The 21497-nt window shown below is 54.1% G+C and carries 18 protein-coding genes; 11 read left to right on the top strand and 7 right to left on the bottom strand.

Annotation, left to right across the window (positions count from 1 at the left end):
- Positions 1 to 50: 50 nt before the first annotated feature.
- From Q0835_RS03115 to Q0835_RS03105, 3 genes are all read right to left on the bottom strand, one after another.
- A complete protein-coding gene (locus Q0835_RS03115) occupies positions 51 to 1175 on the bottom strand; it encodes a hypothetical protein (protein WP_298815867.1) in 1125 nt (374 codons plus the stop codon).
- 148 nt (positions 1176 to 1323) lie between these two features.
- A complete protein-coding gene (locus Q0835_RS03110; RefSeq protein WP_298815869.1) occupies positions 1324 to 2277 on the bottom strand; it encodes a 2-hydroxyacid dehydrogenase in 954 nt (317 codons plus the stop codon).
- A 208-nt stretch (positions 2278 to 2485) separates the two neighbouring features.
- Entirely contained in the window at positions 2486 to 2839 is a 354-nt protein-coding gene (locus Q0835_RS03105; RefSeq protein WP_298958315.1) for a metalloregulator ArsR/SmtB family transcription factor, read from the bottom strand.
- Positions 2840 to 3060: 221 nt separating this feature from the next.
- On the opposite strand from Q0835_RS03105, the gene Q0835_RS03100 reads away from it, so the two are divergent.
- The 3 genes from Q0835_RS03100 (at position 3061) to Q0835_RS03090 (ending at position 7044) form a co-directional block, all read left to right on the top strand.
- On the top strand, positions 3061 to 4041 hold the full coding sequence (locus Q0835_RS03100; RefSeq protein WP_298958313.1) for an acyl-CoA desaturase: 981 nt from the start codon (positions 3061 to 3063) through the stop codon (positions 4039 to 4041).
- Between the two features lie 182 nt (positions 4042 to 4223).
- Positions 4224 to 5873, top strand: a complete 1650-nt coding sequence (gene ettA, locus Q0835_RS03095) for an energy-dependent translational throttle protein EttA (protein ID WP_298815873.1) — start codon at positions 4224 to 4226, stop codon at positions 5871 to 5873.
- Between the two features lie 643 nt (positions 5874 to 6516).
- Complete coding sequence (locus tag Q0835_RS03090; protein WP_298958311.1) at positions 6517 to 7044, top strand: phosphoribosyl-AMP cyclohydrolase; 528 nt, start codon at positions 6517 to 6519, stop codon at positions 7042 to 7044.
- Positions 7045 to 7328: 284 nt separating this feature from the next.
- Here Q0835_RS03090 and Q0835_RS03085 read toward each other — a convergent pair whose 3' ends face one another.
- Entirely contained in the window at positions 7329 to 7856 is a 528-nt protein-coding gene (locus Q0835_RS03085; protein WP_298958309.1) for a ricin-type beta-trefoil lectin domain protein, read from the bottom strand.
- A 142-nt stretch (positions 7857 to 7998) separates the two neighbouring features.
- Between Q0835_RS03085 and Q0835_RS03080 the strand changes: the two genes are divergently transcribed.
- The 4 genes from Q0835_RS03080 (at position 7999) to Q0835_RS03065 (ending at position 12502) form a co-directional block, all read left to right on the top strand.
- On the top strand, positions 7999 to 10254 hold the full coding sequence (locus Q0835_RS03080) for an FUSC family protein (protein ID WP_298958307.1): 2256 nt from the start codon (positions 7999 to 8001) through the stop codon (positions 10252 to 10254).
- A 172-nt stretch (positions 10255 to 10426) separates the two neighbouring features.
- A complete protein-coding gene (locus Q0835_RS03075) occupies positions 10427 to 11254 on the top strand; it encodes a hypothetical protein (RefSeq protein WP_298815881.1) in 828 nt (275 codons plus the stop codon).
- Between the two features lie 178 nt (positions 11255 to 11432).
- Complete coding sequence (locus Q0835_RS03070; protein ID WP_298958305.1) at positions 11433 to 12050, top strand: molybdenum cofactor sulfurase; 618 nt, start codon at positions 11433 to 11435, stop codon at positions 12048 to 12050.
- A 59-nt stretch (positions 12051 to 12109) separates the two neighbouring features.
- Complete coding sequence (locus tag Q0835_RS03065) at positions 12110 to 12502, top strand: RidA family protein (protein ID WP_298958303.1); 393 nt, start codon at positions 12110 to 12112, stop codon at positions 12500 to 12502.
- 42 nt (positions 12503 to 12544) lie between these two features.
- Here Q0835_RS03065 and Q0835_RS03060 read toward each other — a convergent pair whose 3' ends face one another.
- A complete protein-coding gene (locus Q0835_RS03060; RefSeq protein ID WP_298958301.1) occupies positions 12545 to 12862 on the bottom strand; it encodes a DUF2293 domain-containing protein in 318 nt (105 codons plus the stop codon).
- A 47-nt stretch (positions 12863 to 12909) separates the two neighbouring features.
- Positions 12910 to 14907 carry an EAL domain-containing protein gene (locus tag Q0835_RS03055; protein ID WP_298815887.1) on the bottom strand — a complete coding sequence of 666 codons (1998 nt, stop codon included), beginning with the start codon at positions 14905 to 14907 and terminating at the stop codon, positions 12910 to 12912.
- Positions 14908 to 15265: 358 nt separating this feature from the next.
- On the opposite strand from Q0835_RS03055, the gene Q0835_RS03050 reads away from it, so the two are divergent.
- The 3 genes from Q0835_RS03050 to Q0835_RS03040 all read left to right on the top strand — a co-directional run bounded on the left by Q0835_RS03050 (position 15266) and on the right by Q0835_RS03040 (position 18821).
- Complete coding sequence (locus Q0835_RS03050) at positions 15266 to 15892, top strand: metalloregulator ArsR/SmtB family transcription factor (protein WP_298958299.1); 627 nt, start codon at positions 15266 to 15268, stop codon at positions 15890 to 15892.
- Between the two features lie 102 nt (positions 15893 to 15994).
- Positions 15995 to 17884, top strand: coding sequence for an ABC transporter ATP-binding protein (locus Q0835_RS03045; protein WP_298958297.1), 1890 nt, complete (start codon positions 15995 to 15997; stop codon positions 17882 to 17884).
- Between the two features lie 100 nt (positions 17885 to 17984).
- Complete coding sequence (locus tag Q0835_RS03040) at positions 17985 to 18821, top strand: hypothetical protein (protein ID WP_298958295.1); 837 nt, start codon at positions 17985 to 17987, stop codon at positions 18819 to 18821.
- Between the two features lie 75 nt (positions 18822 to 18896).
- Here Q0835_RS03040 and Q0835_RS03035 read toward each other — a convergent pair whose 3' ends face one another.
- Positions 18897 to 19988, bottom strand: coding sequence for a hypothetical protein (locus tag Q0835_RS03035; RefSeq protein ID WP_298958292.1), 1092 nt, complete (start codon positions 19986 to 19988; stop codon positions 18897 to 18899).
- 317 nt (positions 19989 to 20305) lie between these two features.
- On the opposite strand from Q0835_RS03035, the gene Q0835_RS03030 reads away from it, so the two are divergent.
- Complete coding sequence (locus Q0835_RS03030) at positions 20306 to 21151, top strand: helix-turn-helix domain-containing protein (protein ID WP_298958291.1); 846 nt, start codon at positions 20306 to 20308, stop codon at positions 21149 to 21151.
- Positions 21152 to 21497: the final 346 nt, after the last annotated feature.

Genomic DNA, 21497 nt, shown 5'->3' with positions numbered 1-21497 from the left:
CGCAAGGCTGTTACCGTAGCGCCTGGCGAGCACGTTTCTTCTGTCACGTTTTACATAAAAAGCAGACAGTCTCCACCGTTTTGGTTGGATTGTCCTGTTCCCCAAGTGCCTTTGATCCAGCATTCTCTCGAGGACTTGATAGTCATCAGGCCGCTTTCGCCTTTGTAAGACCAGGGACCGCTTAGCGTGATACCTTCGATGAGGCCTTTGGCGTCTTTCTTGTAAACTGGTGAAAGGGTCAACGACCCTTCCGGGGGTTTGCCGAGGATGCTCAAAGCGGCCTCGAATGTATTGGCCTTCTTCAAAAACGTGCAATTTGCGTGCACCTTTCGGTCGTGGGAAGCAGTGTCCATCTGCAACACCCAATTCCGGTGCAGGAGCAGGTTCTCCCATACGCGCGTGCCGACGTTCGCCGCGTATTTGTTGCAGTTGACCGATTCATTCCATGTACGGTCAATGTATCTTGCGAGTGAAATCTTGCCGCCTTTGAGCTTGGCAAGGTCAGTATAAAATCTTGCGCCGGCGTTGTTGGCGGCAATGTCAGCTGGTGAATAGACACCGGTCGCACGAATTCCAAACGAACCCATTTCTTTGCCATGGTTCCATTGGGTCTGAACGAATTTTGGAGGCGATGTTACCCCCGTCTTTCGGGCGATAATGCGCGCTCCTCCGTCCAGGATCGCGTCGGAAATTTTTCCAAACTCATAATTTTTGTAGGCCCGCCATGCAGCAATCGACTGATCTTCTATAACTTCGCGGGTGTGGGTTGGATTGTTACCTTTCTTCCGGTGGTAAATCCGGTAGCCAAGCTGAAAGAAGTGGCCGACCTTGTCTCCGCCCATCAATATGCGATTACACAGGATGATCGAAGCCATGCTGTTGGAACCGGCTTTTAGAGTGTTTCTGTACTTTGTTTTCTTGGGGTCGGCCTGAAACTGTTTACCGGGTGTTCCGGGAGTCGCCTTTGGAAGGTTACTCTTGATCCAGGTTTCGATTGGGGCGTCGATGTTGGGCGCGTCCCCAAATAAATCGAATATATATTCGACCAATTCTTCGCCGGTAATACCATCCCAACGCGCACTGGAAATGTGGCGGTTCAGGAGATTGTCCAAGTCAGGCAGGCAATCAACAAGTTTTACACTCGCAGGAAGGGCATCATCGTCGACTTCGGCCATCTATTAAGTCCAATCCAAACAAATGTGGCCGCGAAACGGTCAGTTGAATTGTCATTTCTGAAAGGACGTAAGATTACCATAAGTAAGGTTTGAAGTCTGCTCCAATTCCCAAGGTCTTGAAAAGGCAATAAAATCGATTGTCGTCTTGTCAACGCATCTCGGGCACCGGCGTAACCGCCTTGCCGGACTTGAACCAGCTGGTCAGGTTGTCGACGACAAGCTGACCCATTGCGTTGCGCGTTGCTTGCGAAGCCGAACCCACATGAGGCAGCAAAGTGACGCGCGGCAGCTTCAACAGGGCTTCAGGCACTTGCGGCTCATATTCGAAGACATCAAGACCGGCCCCGTAAATCGTACCTTTATCAAGAGCCTCGATCAAAGCGGCTTCGTCAATGACACTGCCCCGACCGATATTGAGGACGATGCCATCAGGGCCCAGTTTTTCCAGCACCCTGGCATTGACCGCATGTTCGGTGGCAGCACCTCCCGGGGCGACCACCATCAGTGTGTCGCAAGCCTCGGCCAGATCTTCCAGACTGGCGTCATAGGGATAGGCAACGTCCTTTTGCTGGTTCCGTCCGTGGTAGCGGATGGACATGCCAAAGGCTTCCGCGCGCGTGGCGATTTCCTTGCCGATGCGGCCCAATCCGAACACCCCGAGTGTACGCCCGCGCAGTGTAGCCTGAGTAAGAGGGTAGGGGCCTTTTGAAACCCAGTTTCCCTGCCGCACCCATTGTTCGGCCTGTCCGAGTTCCCTGATCGTCATGATCATCAGCCCGATGGCGGTATCGGCGACCTCATCGGACAGTACGTCCGGGGTATGTGTCACCATCACATTTGCTGCCTTGCAGTCTGGGATGTTGATGTGGTCGTATCCGACCCCGAGACTGGAGACGATTTCAACATTCGGGATCTTCGTCAGCAACTGTGCGTCGATCGTGCCAAACGCCATGGCAACCCCACGGATTTTGTTACCCAGTTCACGCAGCATGGCTTCCGGATCTTCGGCCTTGTAGGGCCGATGCACCGTAAAAGCTGCATCCAGTTGCTCCTCGACAATAGGCAAGGTTGGACGGGGAAGGAGAATGTCGATGGCGGTCATGGGAAATCCATTTGGAAAAAGAACGAGTGGCGCAGACCATACGATTTAGGCTTATAGCAAGAAAGCCTTGGTGGGCATCAAATGGTTTGCCCTGAGAGACCAGTTTGTTTTTATCCATTGCAGGCGTTCGGCTTGAATTGCCGAAACCTAAAAAACTGTGTTGCCGGATTATAAGGGTAATGCGAGGGAGCGAAGGCTAAGTGTCACTCTATTCAGAGCCGCCCTTAAGCGCCGCGCTTTCTTTCTTGAGTGGCCTTGCAACTGGGCAGACCTCTTGAACATAGCTGTTCAACGTGTTGGTCAGGCTCTCCTGCACAATCGAATAATGCACGTATTGACCGCGCTTTTCCTTGTGCACCAGTCCAGCACTTTCCAGAACGCCGAGATGCTGGGAGATCGACGGTTTCGACATGTCAAAGCGGTCGGCGATTTCTCCGGCGGTCAACGAGCTGTGTGACAGATAGGCCAAGATCTTGCGGCGTGGCGCAGAGGCAAGCGCTTCGAAGATTTTCTGAATCCCGCCGGTTTCTGCAGCGTTTAGAGAGTCTTGCAGGTCGCTCATGTCGTCGCGCTCCGATGCAATGCATAAAAATCAGTAATTAGGTGATTGCCTAATTATCTAACTGATGGTATTTAGCTTACAGCCTAAATAGTGAACAACAGCGCTAAAGGCAAGTGTTCGTCGGTTCCGGCGGTCCCGCTGTCATCCAATCCACCATGTTTTCGAAGAGGCCTTCGGAAGACAAGAACCTGTGTCCACCGTTCGGACCGGAGGGAAGTACCATGTCTGCAGTTCCACATCATTCGGTGAATACCATCTCTACGGAACGTGTGTCTTCCGAATGCGGAGCCAATCCGCTGGAAGGTGAAGTCGTCTTCAAGCCCGTCAAAGCTCTCTGGATTGGTGGCATGACCGCGATAGCACTGTTTGCGGGGCCATTTACAGCAACGCCCGCTGCTGTCGCAGTCTTTGTCGTCCTGACGGCCATCACCATTTGCGGTGGCCATTCGGTCGGTATGCATCGGCTTCTGATCCACCGGTCCTTCAGGACCTACAAGAACATCGAGAGACTGCTTGTCTATCTGGGTGTCCTGGTTGGTATGGCTGGTCCGTTTGGTATGATCCGGCTTCATGATTTCAGGGACTGGGGCCAGCGCCAGTCAGGGTGTCACGACTTCTTTTCCCACCGGTCTGGTTTCTGGAAAGACGCCTGGTTGCAGCTTTGTTGTGGCATACACCTGAAGCAAGAGCCTCAATTCAAGATCGAGGACGAGGTCGCACATGATCCGTTTTACCGGCGTGTTGAGGCTACCTGGATGGCTCAGCAGTTCGTCGTTGCCGTGCCGCTTTACCTTCTGGGCGGGTTGCCTTTTGTTGTCTGGGGCGTTTGCGTTCGGGTCTCGGTGTCTCTCATCGGTCACTGGTTGGTGGGCTATTATGCGCATCAACCCAAAGACCACCTGCTTTACGTCAAAGGCGCCTGCGTTCAAGGCTACAATCTGCCCAAGCTTGGCTTCCTCACATTCGGGGAAGCATTCCACGAAAATCATCACGCGTTTCCGAGTTCTGCGAAGCTGGGCATTTTGCCGGGTCAGACCGATCCGGGCTGGTGGCTGGTGACAACGCTGGAAAGGTTGGGCCTCGCTTGGGAAGTGAAAACGCCCGAAACGTTGAAGATTAGGACCGGTCTGACAGTGAATTCAAGCAAACGGTGCAAGCCGGGACTGGAACCTAAGTGGTTGCAATCACTACCAAGAACCTAGAACGATTTCGGCGTTCAAGCGCCTGTGCGCCGAGTGGTCGATACTTGAGATGATGGGACTGGAAACTGATTGCACCGAGGCAGGCAATTGCCCCCATTGCCCCACGGTCAAAACTCCCCTAAAAGACCCGGCAGAATTCCAAAGATTCCCGTCAGTTTTCGAAAGTGGAGAAGCGGAGCCCCATGGCGCGCCAGTTCATCTATCACATGCATGGCCTCTCCAAGGCCTATAACAACAAGAAAGTGCTCGACAACATCCATCTCAGTTTCTACCCGGACGCCAAGATCGGCATCCTGGGGCCGAACGGGGCCGGTAAGTCGACTCTGTTGAAGATCATGGCCGGTCTCGACAAGGAGTATTCCGGTGAGGCCTGGGCTGCAGAGGGTGCCAAAGTCGGCTATCTGCCGCAGGAGCCCAAACTGGACGAAACCAAGACCGTGATGGAAAACGTCATGGAAGGTGTCGCTCACAAACAGGCGAAACTCGACCGCTACAACGAACTGATGATGAACTACTCCGAGGAAACCGCGGATGAGGGCGCTCAGCTTCAGGACGAGATTGACGCCCAGGACCTGTGGAACCTGGAAAGCCAGGTTGAAATGGCGATGGAAGCTTTGCGCTGTCCGCCCTCCGATGCTTCGGTTGAAAATCTTTCCGGTGGTGAGCGCCGCCGTGTCGCGCTGTGTCAGCTGCTCCTGTCCGAACCCGACCTGCTTCTGCTTGACGAGCCGACGAACCACCTTGACGCTGAAACCGTCCACTGGCTTGAACGGCATCTGCGTGAATTCAAGGGATCCGTCCTGATCATCACCCACGATCGCTACTTCCTGGACAATGTGACCGGCTGGATTCTGGAACTCGACCGCGGCTCCGGTATTCCTTATGAGGGCAACTACTCCGCTTACCTGGAGAAGAAGACCAAGCGTATGGAGCAGGAAGGCCGCGAGGACATGGCCCGCTCACGCGCGATTGCCCGCGAGCGTGAATGGATGGGTATGAGCCCGAAGGGTCGCCAGACCAAATCCAAGGCTCGTATCAAGGCCTTTGATGATCTGCTCAGCGCTCAGGAAGAGCGTATGCCATCAATCGAACAGATTCTGATCCCGGTGGGTGAGCGTCTCGGCGCCAATGTCATCGAGGTCAAGAATGTCTCGAAAGGTTTCGAAGACCGTCTTCTGATCGATGATCTGTCGTTCAAACTGCCGCGCGGCGGTATCGTCGGTGTCATCGGTCCCAATGGCGCCGGCAAGTCGACACTGTTCAAGATGCTGACCGGTCAGGAAAAGCCTGACAACGGTGAGGTGGTCGTCGGTGACAGCGTGCATCTGGGGTATGTCGACCAGTCTCGCGATGCGCTCAATCCCGGCAACAATGTCTGGGAGGAGATTTCCGGTGGTGCTGAAGTAATCTACCTGGATGACAAGGAGATCAACTCTCGTGCCTATTGCTCGTCCTTCAACTTCAAGGGTCCGGCTCAACAGGCCAAGGTTGGAGACCTGTCAGGCGGTCAACGCAACCGGGTACACCTTGCCAAGGTGTTGAAACAGGGGGCCAACGTGCTCCTGCTCGATGAGCCGACCAACGACCTCGACACCGAGACGCTTGCCGCCCTCGAGGATGCGCTTGAAAACTATGCAGGTTGCGCCGTGGTCATTTCGCACGATCGTATGTTCCTCGACCGCCTGGCGACACACATGCTGGCATTTGAAGGCGACAGCCATGTGGAATGGTTCGAAGGAAACTTTGAAGACTACGAGAAGGACAAAGTCCGCCGCCTTGGTGCTCATGCCGCCGACCCGCGCCGGATCAAGTACAAGCCGTTGACGCGCTGACCCTGGAAAGCGGTCGTGACCGAAAAAGGCGTTCCATCGGGGCGCCTCAGATTGCTGACAAACCCGCGAATTCCGGCGGGTTTGTTTTTGCCTGTATTTCCAATCGGGTATTGGGGTCTCGAGTTTGGTTTGGGCGGACACCTTGGGTGTCAGACCATCGTCAGTTCTTGAGCCTTGCATTGATCGCCGATCAAAAAACAGCCGTCTCGACTGGTTTCGCCCTTCACTTTACACCGCTGATATAACTTAACGGTCCGTAGCAACACCACGTCACAGTGTCCCGGCGGGACGGTCACCCTGAATCCGGAGTGCTTGCAACTTTGCAGGTGTATTCAGTTGCCTGCCGAGTGGTCAGAATGGCGTGCGTATGATTGGGCAAAATCGCTGTTACCGGCAGTCTTTGAGCCTGCATGTTCAGTGTAAGCTCTGTCCTCGTTTCTACAGTAGGGTCAGAAAGGCCTACCGATACCGCCTCACGAAAATCACAGAAAAAGTTGAGAAACTGAACGAAACCGTTCCAACCTTCTTTTGAACTCAATGATTGCATATCAAGAATTAGCATTCATAGGCTGCAATATGGAGGTTCCCTCAAGGGCGGGCCTTGAGTACGAAATCGAATGTCAACTTGGTTCTAGGAAAAGCAATGACTATCAAAAATACCATCGCGGCAAGTGTCGGGCTTTCGTTGATGTTTTCCGGCGCAGCTCTTGGTGGAGAGATCTCGGAGCAAGCCGTTATCGATGCCCAGGAACGCTGGGGCAAAGGGATCGTTGAAATAGCTGCTCTGTACGCAAACGGCGGTGACTTCAAAACCCGTGCGACCGATCATATTCAGAAACTTTATGCCTATGGCGACACGGACGTTATGTTCAAACCGACGTTGGCAGCTGAAGACCAATTCCGTGAAACATTTGATGAAGCACTAAGCTATTTCATTGGCGCTGATGGTACAGAAGATAGTGGTTTTGCTACCAAGGGGTGGACAAATGTACGTTGGGAAAACAATGGAATTTTTACGAGTGACGAAGTAGCAATGGCAATGGGTAACTACTTCTTCACTGATCCTGATGGAGAGGAAGTTAAAGTAGAATACACGTTTGGTTACTTGAGAGATGCTGATGGAAATTTGAAAATAAACCTGCATCACTCATCATTGCCGTATTCGCCATGAGTAATTGACTGGATTTTTGTAAGTATTAGAAAATTACTTGAGAGACGAAATAAATTCACCTTAGTTGAACGCTCCATTGTTCGGTATTGGGTGAACAAGTCTGCTCTGTAAACAAATCGCTTGGTTGGGTTTAGATTCCACTTTGAACGGCTTGTAAAACGTTCTTAGCCGTATTCGAAGACTGTGTTGCACATCCTGAGCGCCTTTCGGACATTCGTGCAGTGCAGAACGTTTCCCGCGTCGCTCGAGTGAATGGCACTGAGCCGGGACCTTTGTGAATTTGGTTATTCCCGAATGACCCATTGCTTTTGAGCAGGAGGCGTTGAGGCGCAATTGGCAAGGGCAAGGTCGCGTGAAACGAACGGTCCTGCGCTGCGTGTATCTCCCGGGCTGACCAGGCAAAGGTCGCTTGTGCCTTGAGGTTGGAATTCCTGCTTGCCTGGATCGTAAGCGAAGGCCTGCATCGGGTTGTCGCTGCAGGGTAGGAGCCCAAGGGTTACACCCGCCGCCGCCGGGGCAAGCAGTTCGGCGCACAGGTTTTCAAATGTCGCGGACTTGATCTTTCCAGTGTCCGCCAGGAAGAGGAACTGCACATCGCCGCCTTGCGGCTTGCACGAATGGGCGTGAAGGCGGTCCGACAAGCCGCGTCCGACCGTGTCTATGCAGAAACCGAGGTTCTGGTTTTCATCCAGATTGTCGGCCAAAAAGATGACGGGCGCCGGCGTTTTGAGATCAGGAGGAGCAGCGGTGGCTGTGTGAACAGTCGCAAGGGTCAACACAGCGGTCGCTGCAATTGAGGATGTGCGGATCATGCTGTGTCTCCAGAAAGCTGAAATCCTCGGTAGGCTAAAGTTGACAGGCAATGCGAGCAACATCGCTCAACGCCTAAAAGTGTAACAAACTGTCTGCGCCGTTTTGCTCTGGTGCTGCGATGTCCGATATCCGAAGCGTCTCATGGCAACGGACAAAGGTGCCTTGAGATCAACCCCAGGAGACGAGTTTCGTCTTTTCCTTTGCTGTAACCGGTATTCGGCTGCATTCTGGGACTTGCTGTTGCCTGACTCTGATCGACTAAAGGGTCTTGATAAGAAAACCAATGATTTGACACCGGCAGTTCACGTTAGGCCAATGCTTCAAAAGCTGTTTCACACACTATCTCGATTGCTGACCTATGACCCTGGCGCACTCAGACTTGTGCGCGGTGTGCATTTGATGCTGACCGTTCTCGTGGCTGCCACATTAGGGCACATGGCCGGCGGCTTTGTCGAGAATGTCTCTGGCTTCAAACTGGCCGTGCTTGCCGCGGCAGCAGGTGCTCATTGCCTGATCTTCACACCCGTTGCGACGCGCCGTCAGGAAATTGCCTCGCTGACTGCAATGGCGGGTGTCTTGGTACTTCTCTTCAGTATTGGCGGGCTTGCCGGAACTCTGGCAGGAGCATCAGGCTCACTGGTTTTGCAACTGATCTGGGTTGCCGTAATCGCGCTTGGTTTCGCGCTGGACGGGATCGGTGGATTTTGGCAGCGCGCCGGTCGCATGATGGCGATTTGCTGGTTGTTCGTGATCATGGGCAGCTTGCCAAGTTCTCCCGGCATCTGGATGCCGGCAATGGCCGTCCTGGGAGCAGTCGTTGCGATGGCCATCCGCGTAGGCGTGTGGCGACCTTCAACCGAAAAGACCTATCTTCGCGTGGAGGCGGCCAACCGGGAGGCTATGGCCGGATTTCTAAATCTTGCAGCCACCGGTTTGCTGGAAGATCGCCAGAGTGCTGCCGCTGCTATGGCGGATCTGGCGGCTTTGCGCGGGGAACTGCGACTTTGTACGCAGCTTCTGGGGGCAAAGCCCTCAGTTCGAGGCCTCTCGCCGGAAAATGCAACCATGATCGAACTTGCTTTGGAGGTGGTTCGGGATGCGTTGGCCCACCTGACGAAATCTGGCAAAGTGCGGCTAACCTCAACACCGGCTTTCAAAAACTCGGTCGATGAACTCGCGGCAGCGCTCAAATCCGGTAGCGTGCCAAAGTCGGAGGAGTGCAGAAAAAGCTGGGAGATACCGGATACGGATCTTCCGGTGAGTGATCAGTTCCAAATCCTTAGGATTGCTCAAGCGTTCAAGAGATTGAGCGCGTTGTCGCGAAGGGGCAGCCCTGTCCCCAAAATTCCGCCCGCAGCGGCGGAACTCAGCAAGGCGGCTTGGTTGACCCGCCTGTCCTGGCCGCTCGCGCTCCAGGCAGGGGTCGCAGCTGCAATAGGATATGGCCTTGGTGTCTATTTTCAGCTGAGCCACGCCTATTGGGTGACGCTGACAATTGTCATAGTTCTGAGCAACACGCTTGGAACAACAGTTCAGCGCACCATTCAGCGAAGCCTCGGTACAGCAGCCGGTGTTGTTGTCGCAATGGCCGTTGATCCTTTGCTTTCTTCGGTGTCGGAGTTCCGAATTGGCCTGGTCGTGGTATCGATTCCTGTCGTAATCGTCTTCATGGAACGCAACTATGCGGTCGCGTCCGGTATCATAAGCTTTCTGGTGGTCATGGGGCTTCAGACCCTCGAAGACCTTCCAATTTTGGAGCTCTGGTCACGGCTCTATGACACGCTCATTGGCGCGGGTATCGGGTTGGGCGTTGCATTTGTTCTCTTTCCAAAACGGTCTGACACGGGGATCCGCGCGCTTGCTGCTGACTATCTGAGCGCCTGTAAAGATTATCTGCGCACGGACGGGGACAGGGCAAAGGACGACTGGGGAGACTTTTCCGCATTGCGCGTGTCCGCCGGCAAGCTGGTGACAACCGCAAGTGCCTATCGTGCCGAACAGGCTCCCTGGTCGAGTTTTTCCGGAGCGGCCAACAGACTTGATGTTCTGGTGATCGTTCTGGCCGACTATGTGGTTCTCTACCATCAAGCCCGAATGGCGGTGGAACAGGAATTGTCCATGGTTCCGGATGGCGTCGATCTTCAGAAGCTTGCGGACAGGCTCAATACCCGCATTTTGAGTGTGTTTGATGAGATCCTGGCTGAGCGTGGGACAGAGATTGCCGACGATTGGCTAGCGGTTTTGCCTGATCTTGCAGGCAAAGACACTGATCTGATCACCGATTGGGTTGCCATGCTCTATCACGCACGAAAGGTGATCTATTGTCTCAACGCTTTGAAAGAAGACAATCTTTGGTCATTGGCATTTGAAACCTCTATGGCGCCGGCGGTCCGTTGAAACGAGAAGGTTGCCATCGGCGGACATAGGAGGGGCAACGTTACCAAGATTTCACCCTGTGGCCTTCATCCAGCTGCATTTGGCGCGGCACAGTGTGTTCCATATCACAATTGAAATTCGCAACCCGTGTAAAAAGCTGAAGATCGGGTAACACCCGGAGGAGGTATGGATAATGACGACACTTCATTCAGCGCGTGATTTCATGATTGCAGCCGGTCTTGCCGGTATCATGATGTCCGGCCAGGCAATGGCCCAGGACGCCCAACCAGTTAATGCGGATCCAACACCGCCGCCGACATATGATTTTGTGCAGCAAGCCGGAGATATGACGTTTGACGGCAGCACGTTGACCTTGTCGAATGCCAACACTGGTGTGCTCTATTTCAGCGACCGTCCCTATCGCGTTGGCGGCCAGATTACCAACGCACAGTTTGCGGATTTCTGGACATCTGCTGACGGCTTCGAAGGCGACCCGCCAAACGCGGTGGTCAGTATCCTTAGCAAGACCGACAAGGCACCGGCACTTGTCGAGCTGACGTCGGCTAAAACCGAAGGCTCAACCATGGTTTATGGTGTCACGCTGTTGCGTGGTGAGCTACCGGAAAGCGCTGAAGGTGTTGCGCTGTTCATTGACCGCAGTTCAAGACCGCATCGCGCGCAGCGTCATGGCGCGACAGCAGCCGCCCCGGGAAGTGTAGGGTTTGAGCCCTACGGTCCTTACTGCTATCACTCGCCCCAGGATCCACGATGCCGCGCATGGCACCATCCTTATCATCCCTACTACCCGCCCCATCACCCGTATTACCCGCCATATCCGCCGTATGGACCCTATTATCATCCAGGAGCCTATGCTGCTGGTGTGGCAACGGGAGCTGCGATCGCCAATGCCAACAAGCAGCCTGCCTATTACTACTATCCGATCCCGACAGGACCGCTGCCGTCGAATTGCTGGATCAATTCGCAGCACACGCAAATGGTCTGCACTGTGAAGCTTCAATAGTTGAAAGACTGCCTTCCGTGTCCCAGGACACGGAAGGCATTGTCGGATAGCGCCATCGTGCAACCGGCTTTTGGCGGGACGCATCAATCGGCATTCTTGATCAATCCATCAATTAGATTTGCTGGTTCAGGGAGACTTCCGCACCTAGATTGGCCGAAATCGCCATCAGGAGGCCTTCATGAGTGACCAGCTTTCGCTCCTTCCCGACACCTTCGAGACTACGCCAAAATTTAAAGTCTCCGGGCGTATCGAAGGTATTTTCGGAACGTCCGACAAGGATGACTTTCGAACAGATCCAGTCGATTTTCTGGAACTGACTTTCGAGGGTATCCCCGGCGACCGACATGCCGGTTTTACAAGGCTGTCCGGTGGGCGGGAGCCCTGGTATCCACGTGGCACGCAGATGTGCAACGAACGGCAGGTATCGATTCTTTCCAGCGAGGAGCTCATCAAGATTGCTGCACTTATGCAGATCGAGGAGCTGAAGCCTGAGTGGATCGGAGCAAATTTTCTTCTCTCCGGCATTCCTGACTTGACCAGGGTCCCGGCGCGCACTCGGTTGGTTTTCGAAAGTGGCCTTGTGGTCCGCGTCGACGGTGACAATCTGCCGTGTCGCTTTGCAGGGGCCACGATTGCGCAAAACTACCCTGACCGGGAAGGGCTGGATCTCCTTTTCGCACAAAAAGCGCGGGGATTGCGTGGCCTCGTGGGTTATGTCGAAAAACCCGGTGTTGCCCGTTCGGGTGAAGGGGTGGTGGCGCATATTCCTGAGCAATGGATTTACCGGCGCTCCTGAATGCCCAATTCTATGGGGCCGTACCCTGGTGCAAGAGTTTCAACAACGCGGAGAACACGATGCTGCCCATCCATCATATGATTGATCAGGCTCCCGAACCGGTCGCCCCGTTTTCCCATGCCGTTGAAATCGACGGTTGGATCTTCGTCACTGGCCAGATGCCGACGGCACCCGATGCGCCCGATGCCCCTTTGCCTGACGGTGTTGAGGCGCAAACCGAACGAGTGATGGAAAATCTGAAACTTGTTTTGGCAGGGCTCGGCCTTGGATTGGAAAACGTTACCTTCATGAGAGTTTATCTGACCGAGTTCAAACGCGACTATCGGGCCATGAAAGAGACCTACGAGAAATTCTTCGAAAAAGGAAAACTGCCAGGACGCACATGTGTTGGCGTTACGGGCCTGGCGGTCGATGCCCTGGTTGAAATCGACCTTGTCGCACGGCGTCCCTAGGCAGCTCGTCTCCAAGCACGTCTGTCTCGGCAAGGAAAGTCTTCAAGAAACAGCGTCGTCTTCCGCTGAGACACGGTTTCTGCAACCCCAGCCTTCCAGGACTGTGTTCATGTCGTCTACGACAAAGAACCTGGCGGCATCCTTGTCGTAACCATCGTCAAGAAGCGTGTCGTAGTCTGTCAGTTCGTGCCGCACATAACTCGTTGTTGCCTGCCAGAGCGCGATGGAAGGCGGCAGGTGCCTGAGATGCCCTGCCAGTGATGCTGTGAGGATGGATTCGGCGTCACGCATCGGTACGTGCGGCAACAAGAGCCGCAAGGCCTTGCGCATGTCTTTTTGTCGTTTCGTACCGCCAGTCATGACTTCTGGTAGCACGGCGAGTGGCTCTACATCAGCAACAAAAACGATCAGCCGTTCGAATGGAGAACTTTTCCGCTGATGGAGCCGTTCGACAAGGAGAGGCCGTCGACCGTCCCGGCTTCAATGGCACTGGCTGCAACTGTTTCATAGGGTTGCGGGCGGCCGAACAGAAAACCCTGGACCAGATGGCACTGCAGTGCTTCCAGAACCTCAAGTTGGTCCGGCTTTTCAACGCCTTCAACCACACACAAGATCTCCATTGAGCGGCAAAGATTGACGATCGAGTTGACGACGCCAATGGCGACAGGGTCCGCGATGCCGGAAACGAAACTGCGATCGATCTTGACGCAGTCTATGGGCAGTCTGTGCAGATAGCCGAGGCTGGAATAACCGGTTCCGAAATCGTCCAGGGCCAGTTTTACCCCGGCAGCTCGCAGCGTCTTGAGGCAAGTTTCTGCGGCTTCATAGCTGCCAATGACCGACGTTTCGGTGATTTCAAACATGATCCTGCGTGGATCAATCTTTTTCTGGCGAATGATGTCCAGGAGCGCAGCAACCGTCTCTGCCGAGGTGACGTCGTGGGCGGACAGATTGAAGGAAAGACTGAGCGAACCCGGCAAGCCATTGATCTGCTCCACGGCCCGCTCGAAGAGGTGAACAGTCAACCGATGGATCATGCCGGTGCGCTCGGCGATCGGAATGAAACGATCGGGTGGAACCCGGCTCAAAACCGGACTGTCCCAGCGTGCAAGGGCCTCGAAGCCGACAACTTCACGTTCCGGCAGAGAAATGACCGGTTGGAAGTAAATCTCAAATTCTTCAGCTAGATCTGCGTTTTGCAGAGCGTTTTCAATCGCCCGCTCGGAACGGATGCGTGCCTCATGTTCAGCTGAATAAACGGTCGTTCGACCGCGTGAGGCCGTTTTGGAATTGTAGAGCGCATAGTCCGACCGGTCGAAGAGAACATGCGCGCTCGTGCCGGCTTCCGGATAATAAGCAATTCCGCAAGATGCTCCGACGGTTAGTTGCAGATCCCCGATGCGATAGGGTTCGCTGATTTGTTCGCAGATGGTTTGACCGGTCTGTGCAGCGTCTTCCAGATCGCCCCGGTAAAGAAAACCGAACTCGTCGCCACCCAGCCGGCAAATGTCCAACTGCGACATACCGAGGCTTTTCAGCCGGTTCCCGACCTCGGTGAGGAGCTGATCGCCAAGCTTGTGACCATATGTGTCGTTGATGGGCTTGAACCGGTCCAGATCAACAACTCCGACGGCAAAAACAGCGTCGGTTCCTTTCACGTCAGAAATCAGGCTTTCGAGCCTGTTGAAGAAATAGCGTCGGTTGGGAAGACCGGTCAGGGCATCGGTCTGTGCGAGCTGAGCATTTTCAGCGCTCAGTCGTTCTGTTTCCTTTTGCTTGGCAGCCAGTGCGGCCTGAGAACGGACGAGTTTGCAAAACCCCTTGTAACCGCTGAGCAGAACCTGAATGACAACAAGGCAGACAAGAAAGATGTTCATCGCGATGGCGATGTAAACGTCTTGTTCCTGGCGGATGTAGTGAAAGAGGTAGGGGACGGTGACGATAATCATCACCATGAGAGCTGCCTGCGGCAGGTTCATCAAACAGAATATGCAACCGATGACCGTGATGGCGATGAAGAGCGCGATATGCCCTCTTTCGGCAGGGCCGCCATATCCGTCCAGGCTCAAAGACCAGGCGATGTAGATGACTGCGACGAGGCTGCCCAGAATGACCGTCTGGCGCATCTTTTTGATGGCCTGGTCCGGCCCCAGAACCACTCTGCGCGCACGCAGCCACGTCACCATTCTGATCGACGTGAAGATCAGCATCGGAACAAGAATGCCGACGGTCAGATAGAATGGTGCAACATCGTAATGCGTGTAGGAAACCGCAATCGCGTTGACCATCAGCAAGGCATAAAGGGAAGGAATTTGCGACTTCAGCTCATTGTATTGAGCCTGCGCGATCTCCGGATGGCGAGGATCGATCATCATCCATCTCACGAACGCCGAAAATTTGCTCATCTTCTCCTCTGCCATGCTTTATTTCTATCGGATAGAAGATGAAAGAAAAGTTATAGATGTAAAAGCGCGTTACTTAACGCGTTTGACAATTTGCGCCAAAAGATCACATGGATGACGAAGCGTTAATACGGTGCGGCGATTGGAAAAGCAACTTTTAAGTGTGCGTCCTGATGGTTCGAGTTGCATTGTTCTGTGATTTCTGTTTCCAAATCCGGGCCTTGCGACGTACACACGTACTCGTTTGCAGGCTCGCCGCCTCTTGACCGCAAGACAGGACAGCGATGGATTGCGGGTAAACCGCCGCTAATAAGAAAAGCGAACTATTTTTTTATCGGCGAAATGCGCTATATATCCAGCCATGGCAGATAGAACCAGAACACGGCTCCTGAACGCTCTGAAGTCATCCGGACCCAAAACAGCGGCCGATCTTGCCGAAGGGCTTAATGTGACATCAGTCGCCGTTCGTCAGCACCTTGATGGGTTGTTGCAGGATGATCTGGTGGCTTTTGAGGATCTGAAAGGGTCGGTCGGGCGTCCCAAACGAGTGTGGGATCTGACACCCCAGGGGCATCAGCAATTTCCGGACAATCACTCCAATCTGGTGCTGGGGCTGCTGAACGGCCTAACTGATCTTTACGGTGCCGATGGACTGGAGAAACTGATCTCTCATCGCGAGGAGCATAGCCGGATCGCCTATCTGGAAGCCTTGAGCGAAACGTCCAGCTTGTCTGAGAAGGTGGGTGTTCTGGCCGAGTTGCGCACGCAGGAAGGTTACATGGCGGATGTCGCGCAAGAGGGTGACGGATTTTTGCTTATCGAGAACCATTGCTCGATCTGTGCCGCTGCAACTGCCTGCCAGGGTTTTTGCAGATCGGAACTGAAGCTGTTTCAGGATGTGCTTGGTCCCGATGTTGACGTTGAGCGCCTTGAACACCAACTCTCAGGCGACAGGCGGTGCGTCTACCGCATCGAGGCACGTGCCTGAGACCGTTTTCTGCCGTCTGTGTCAGAAGATTTCCCTGGCAGATCCAGTCTTGTGTGACCATCAAAACCAACAAGCCCCATCGCGTTGCAAGGAGGTCGGGCAATGTCGTTCATGAAACCGGTCCTGGCGCGGTTGATCGATCGGTATTTTCAACCGTTCGAGACACATTTCAAGCCTTTGGAGCTTCCCGTCGCGCCTTTGCCGGACAAAGGTCCGCTCTTTCTCGTCTGGCATTTTGCCAAGATGTTCCGGTGGCAGCTTGTTGTTGTGTCGGTTCTGGCCATGATTTCATCTGCGCTGGGTCTGGCTGGAATTTGGGCGATTGCCTATGTCGTGGATGGGGTGACCGGGCAGGGGCCTCAAGCGTTCCTGCAAACACATGGCAGGTTTCTAACTGTCATTTTCGTTCTGTTTGTTCTGGTGGATCCGGTCGTGTTTCTGCTGCGGCAGACTTTCGCCTTTCAAACGGTCCGGATACTGCTTCCAGCGGCCATGCGCTGGCAGGCCCACAAGGCGGTGGAAGCGCAGGATCTCGCATTTTTTGAAGATACCTTTGCCGGTCAGGTCGCTTCGCGGATTGCTCAAGTCACAATGTCCGTTCATCGGCAGATGATGTTGGCAATCGAAACCATCCCTTTCCTTGCGATCCAGTTTGGTGGTTCATTTCTGTTGCTGCTGGCATTGGCCTGGCCGCTGGCTATCCCGGTGTTGATCTGGATTGGTGCCAATATTGTGGTCGCCTGGGCCGCGATCCCGGCCTATTTGCAGCGCTCCGCCAAAGTGGCGGCGGCCAACTCGCGCGCGACCGGGGCCATGACGGACGTTTACTCCAACATTGCCATGGTGAAACTTTTTGCGGCTGAAGATTCTGAAGCCGGCGCTATCAGGAAGGTGATCGGTGAAACCATCGATACGCGCCACAACGAAAATCGTTCCTACATTCTGACTGATAGCAGCGTCCATTTTCTTAACGTTCTAATGGTGCTGGCCGTTGTCGCCATAGGTTTTTGGGGTATGAGCGGAGGCTGGGTTTCGATCGGAGACTTTGTCGCCGGCCTGACCGTAACGCGTTCACTCTCAGCTGCTTCTTCGAGTTTTATCGGCGTCGGTCAGTCGGTTACAAGCACGCTTGGCACCATAAAGGATGCCATGCCGATCATGACGAGCCGACCGGAAATAACGGACAAACGCGACGCGGTCGAATTAAGTGTCGACACAGGAGAAATCAACTTTGATAGGGTCTCCTTCGCCTATCAGGAGGACCGTCAACCGGTTCTGGAAGACTTCGATCTCAGAATTTCCGCTGGTGAGCGTGTTGGCTTGGTCGGCTTGTCCGGGGCAGGCAAGTCAACGGTCATTTCTCTTCTCATGAGACTGCGCGACGTGTCCGCCGGCAGCATTTCCATCGACGGCCAGGATGTGAGGGACATTACTCAGGTCTCCCTGCGCAGTCAGATCGGTGTCGTAACCCAGGATATCTCGCTTTTGAACCGCTCTATCCGAGACAACATCCGCTATGGCAAGCCTGAGGCAACGGACGCCGAAATTCTGCAAGCGGCGCGGGCGGCAGAGGCACTGAACTTCATTGAAGATCAGAAAGACAGCAAAGGCAGGCAAGGGCTTGATGCGCACGTAGGAGATCGCGGCGTCAAGCTTTCAGGCGGCCAGCGACAAAGGATCACGATTGCAAGGGTCCTTTTGAAGGATGCTCCAATCTTGATCTTGGACGAGGCAACTTCGGCACTCGACAGCGAGGCGGAACTTGCCATTCAGCAAAACCTTGCACGCATGATGGAAGGACGTACGACGCTTGCAGTTGCCCATCGCCTGTCGACCATTGCTGCAATGGATCGGCTGGTTGTGATGGACAAAGGCAAAATCATTGAAGAAGGCAGCCATCGCGATTTGCTGACCCGCGGCGGGCTATATGCAACGCTTTGGGAACGGCAATCCGGCGGGTTTCTGGCATTTGATTCAACAGAGCAGACTTAGGTGTGGCGTGAGTAAAATTAACTCTAAGTAGAGTTCCTGCTTCGCTCTCCGCTCGATGCAACCTATAGACAACCTGCTGTATCGAAACTGGAGTGGGTGGATGCCGGTCTGGAAAAGTGTCTTCCTTACTATCGTTCTGATGCTTGCGTCCGGTGCTGTCGCGGTTGGCGTTGCCAGGGCTCAGGCAGGTTCGGACAGATCGTCGGGCAAACTCACTTACAAAGAAGACTTCAACGGTGACGATACCGAGCTGATGCTGGGTGGCCAAATTGAGTTTGATCAAACTGATCGGCCCTGGGTGAAAAAAGTCGACGGAGGCAAGCTTGTTTTCGTCAATGATGCCAGCCCCAAAGCCGCCCACTATGACATTATCAACTGGGCACGCTTTGAAGGAACGAACAGTCTAACCCGCTTGTACGGCAGGGCAATGGCCGTCACGGTGATTTCAGATAATTCTGGCAGGGGCGGCGCCGGTATTGCGGTGCTGACGGGTAGACACGGCGACTACTGGTTATTTGCTGTTGCAAGCAAGGGAAAATACCACGTTCTGCGAAAGGAACGCGGCAAACTGACTTTGGCCTATAGCGGCGCACACGCTGCCCTGAAAAGGCGTGGACCAAACCGCATAAGTTATAGGGTTTTGGGAAACGAACTGGTTTTCAGAGGAAATGGTATCGAGATCACGCGCGTGCCGTTCGACCGATTGAAGTACCGAGAAATTCAGCTGGCGCTTGCGGCTTTTGGACGGGGTACTTTCGAGTTCGACGACGTTGTCTTTACGGGCAGGAAAGCCAACAAAACAAGCGGCTCCAAAATCATGGAGATCAAATCCGGAAAACTCAAAGAATTGGTACCTTCCGACGGCAAGTTCGAACGACTTAAGAAAAATGATCAAGGGCGCAGCGTTAGTCCACCGGGCGAGGGAACAAGGTTCTGATCAAGGTGTGCCGGGAACCGCTGGAGCCTGTGCGTCGCTTCGCCGAAACTTTTGAAAATCGCAAGACAGTCGGACTTATCGCCTTCGTAAGATAACATTCAAGTGCCATTGCTCGAGTGCAAGTGCAGAAGCCTTGTCTTTGTAAAGTGCTTCATATCTTTTGAAAAATTCTGTCTCCAGTGCTTCAGCGGTTCGCTTAGTCGTTTCAGACGGGCGAAAGAGTTGATGCCTCAGGGAGCTGGCTGCAAATGCACGTGTATATCCGGCATAGCTCTGTGCATAGAGTTCCGGTTCATCGACGTGATCGGCGAAGATGTCACCGTTCCGATCCGGGACAACCTCGATTGTATCTATTTCATAGGCTTCATTCAGATCGGCATGGATCTCAAAGGGACTGCGCGCTTCTTCCGCAGTCATGAACCAAAGGCCGAACAGGAAGGTTTCTGAAGCTTTTCGGTCCAGCAGACCATCTTCGGTCATGCTGGAAGTCACCTCCTGCATTGCTCTGTAAAGCGTCCGCCCGGAAGCCGCAGTGCCATTGATTTCTCCCTTGTCTGAGACAGCGCCGATGGTCGAGACAAAAAGGTAGCCGTCCGGACGCAGTTCTTCCGCGCGCAGGCGTAGGAATCTGATCCAGTCCCGTTCGGCGATTTGCCACATTCTGGTTCTGGCCTCGCCAGTAAGATCGGCAAACCAGACCGTGTCGGGAGCGCGCAATGAAGCGGGGCTGCGAAGCCAATGGCTTGCAAAGAAACACGTCGCCAGAGAAACGGACCGGTCCGGCCGCATGCGCTCATAAAATGAACCAACGGACGTTGAGACCTGCGCCGGGTTTGTGCCCTGCACATACCCGTTGTCTCCGAAGATCCGATGCATGAGTGCGTTCCAGTCGTTGCCAGGCTGGTCGGCATGACACACGGAGACCATCTTGTTGGGTGCACAATCGTGCCAGCAGGAGAGGGCCGGTTTTACGGTTTCAATTGCGCTTTGCCCGGGGCCGCAACCAAAATCGGTCATGTTCAGGACATCAGCATGTGAGGAGACGCGCTGGGCAAGTTCACTGATAACTCTGGCGTTTGCGAGAGCATTGCTTTGCTGTGCGCGAGAATTCGCATCGTAGTCGACCATACCGTCGGTCGTGCGATTTACTGCCTTGCCACTTTTCATAGAAATCTCCGGCGTTCCCACGATTTTCAGTATGCCCTAAGGATTTGCACAGTTCAGCCTAAGTTTTAAGGGTCGTTTTGGCCAGCGTCATTGGGTGCCAGGCGTTGGCGCTGAACGGTTTGGAGGAATGCCTCCGCGACGGCATGAAAGATGCTTAGCAGCATCCTTTTGGTTCCTTTTGAGCAGCCATGTCCGGTTCTTCGATAGGGTGCGCGTACCCAATCCCCTTCGGGCCGCAGATGCCCATGTGGCTGAGCGGTCGATTTACAGGAAGTAAGTCTGTTGATTTTTCGAAATCTGAATGACAAAACTCCCCTATGGATAAAAGAGACCGCGCCGAGCTATTTCGCGAAAGGCTTTCCGACGCTTTGCGCAGCCGGGACATGAACCGGAGTGATCTTGCGCGCGGAGCCAGACTTGATCGCTCCACGGTCTCGCAGCTTTTGTCCGAAGACGCGCCGCGATTGCCGAACGGACAAGCTCTTGCTGCCATCGCAACGGCATTGAGCGTGTCTTCCGACTGGCTGCTTGGCTTGTCCACCCATCGGGGGGCCGCGGCTGAAATCCTCGATCAGGCCGTCCAGGTGGCAGAAACGGAGCGCCATCCCGTCGATGAGCATCTGCTTGCATGGTATAGGGATGCTGTTGGTGCGAAAATCCGGCATGTCCCGGCCAATTTGCCGGATGTTCTAAAGACCGAAGCCGTGCTGGCATATGAATATGCCGGTGAAACGCTGCGTACTGCGGATCAGGCGATCACAGGTACGAAGGATCAACGCGCTCTTTTGGGGCGGGCTGAAACCGACATGGAAATTGCGCTCTCCAAGGAAGCATTGGAAGGTTTTGCACGGGGTGAGGGGCTCTGGTCCGGCCTTCCGCCAGAAACGCGCAAAGAACAGCTCGAAACCATGGGACGGATCCTGGACGATCTTTATCCGTCTCTCCGGCTGCATCTGTTTGGTGCGAACGACCGGTTCTCCGCCCCCTTCACGGTCTTCGGCAAGAAATGGGCGGCCCTCTATTTAGGCCAACGCTATCTCGCTTTCTCCAACACCCGCCATGTACAGCTTTTCTCCGGCCATTTCGACGACCTGGTGCGGCACGCACTGATCCGCTCGCACGAGGCTGGCCAATTTGTTTTGGACTTGAGCAAGAGCATCTAAGCTCAAGACACCACCATCAACTCAGAACATTTTTGATGCAGAAACTGGAACAGCACTCAAAAATCCTGCCTTTGATTGTGGAATGTTGCAATACGGTGCCGGTCGTCCTTTTGGTTGAACATTTGTTCTAACGTGGTGCGCCTTTGTCAAAGAAACGTGTTGAATTTCATATGTTTTCTAACCTTTGGGGGCGACTTATAGCGCTATTTGAAGGGGCATGAGCGCTTGCCATCACTTGTTGTCCCCAGACATCGTATCGGCCATGCTCGTACCATCTCCAAATACTGAAAATTCCAGATTGCCTGCGTGCTCGCTTGGGTTGGTTTCACTGATGTGCGCTAATTTT

This window comes from uncultured Roseibium sp. (genome assembly GCF_947499295.1).
Classification (GTDB): domain Bacteria; phylum Pseudomonadota; class Alphaproteobacteria; order Rhizobiales; family Stappiaceae; genus Roseibium.
Note: the sequence above shows the minus strand (reverse complement) of the source record. Positions and strands in the feature narration are given on the sequence as shown.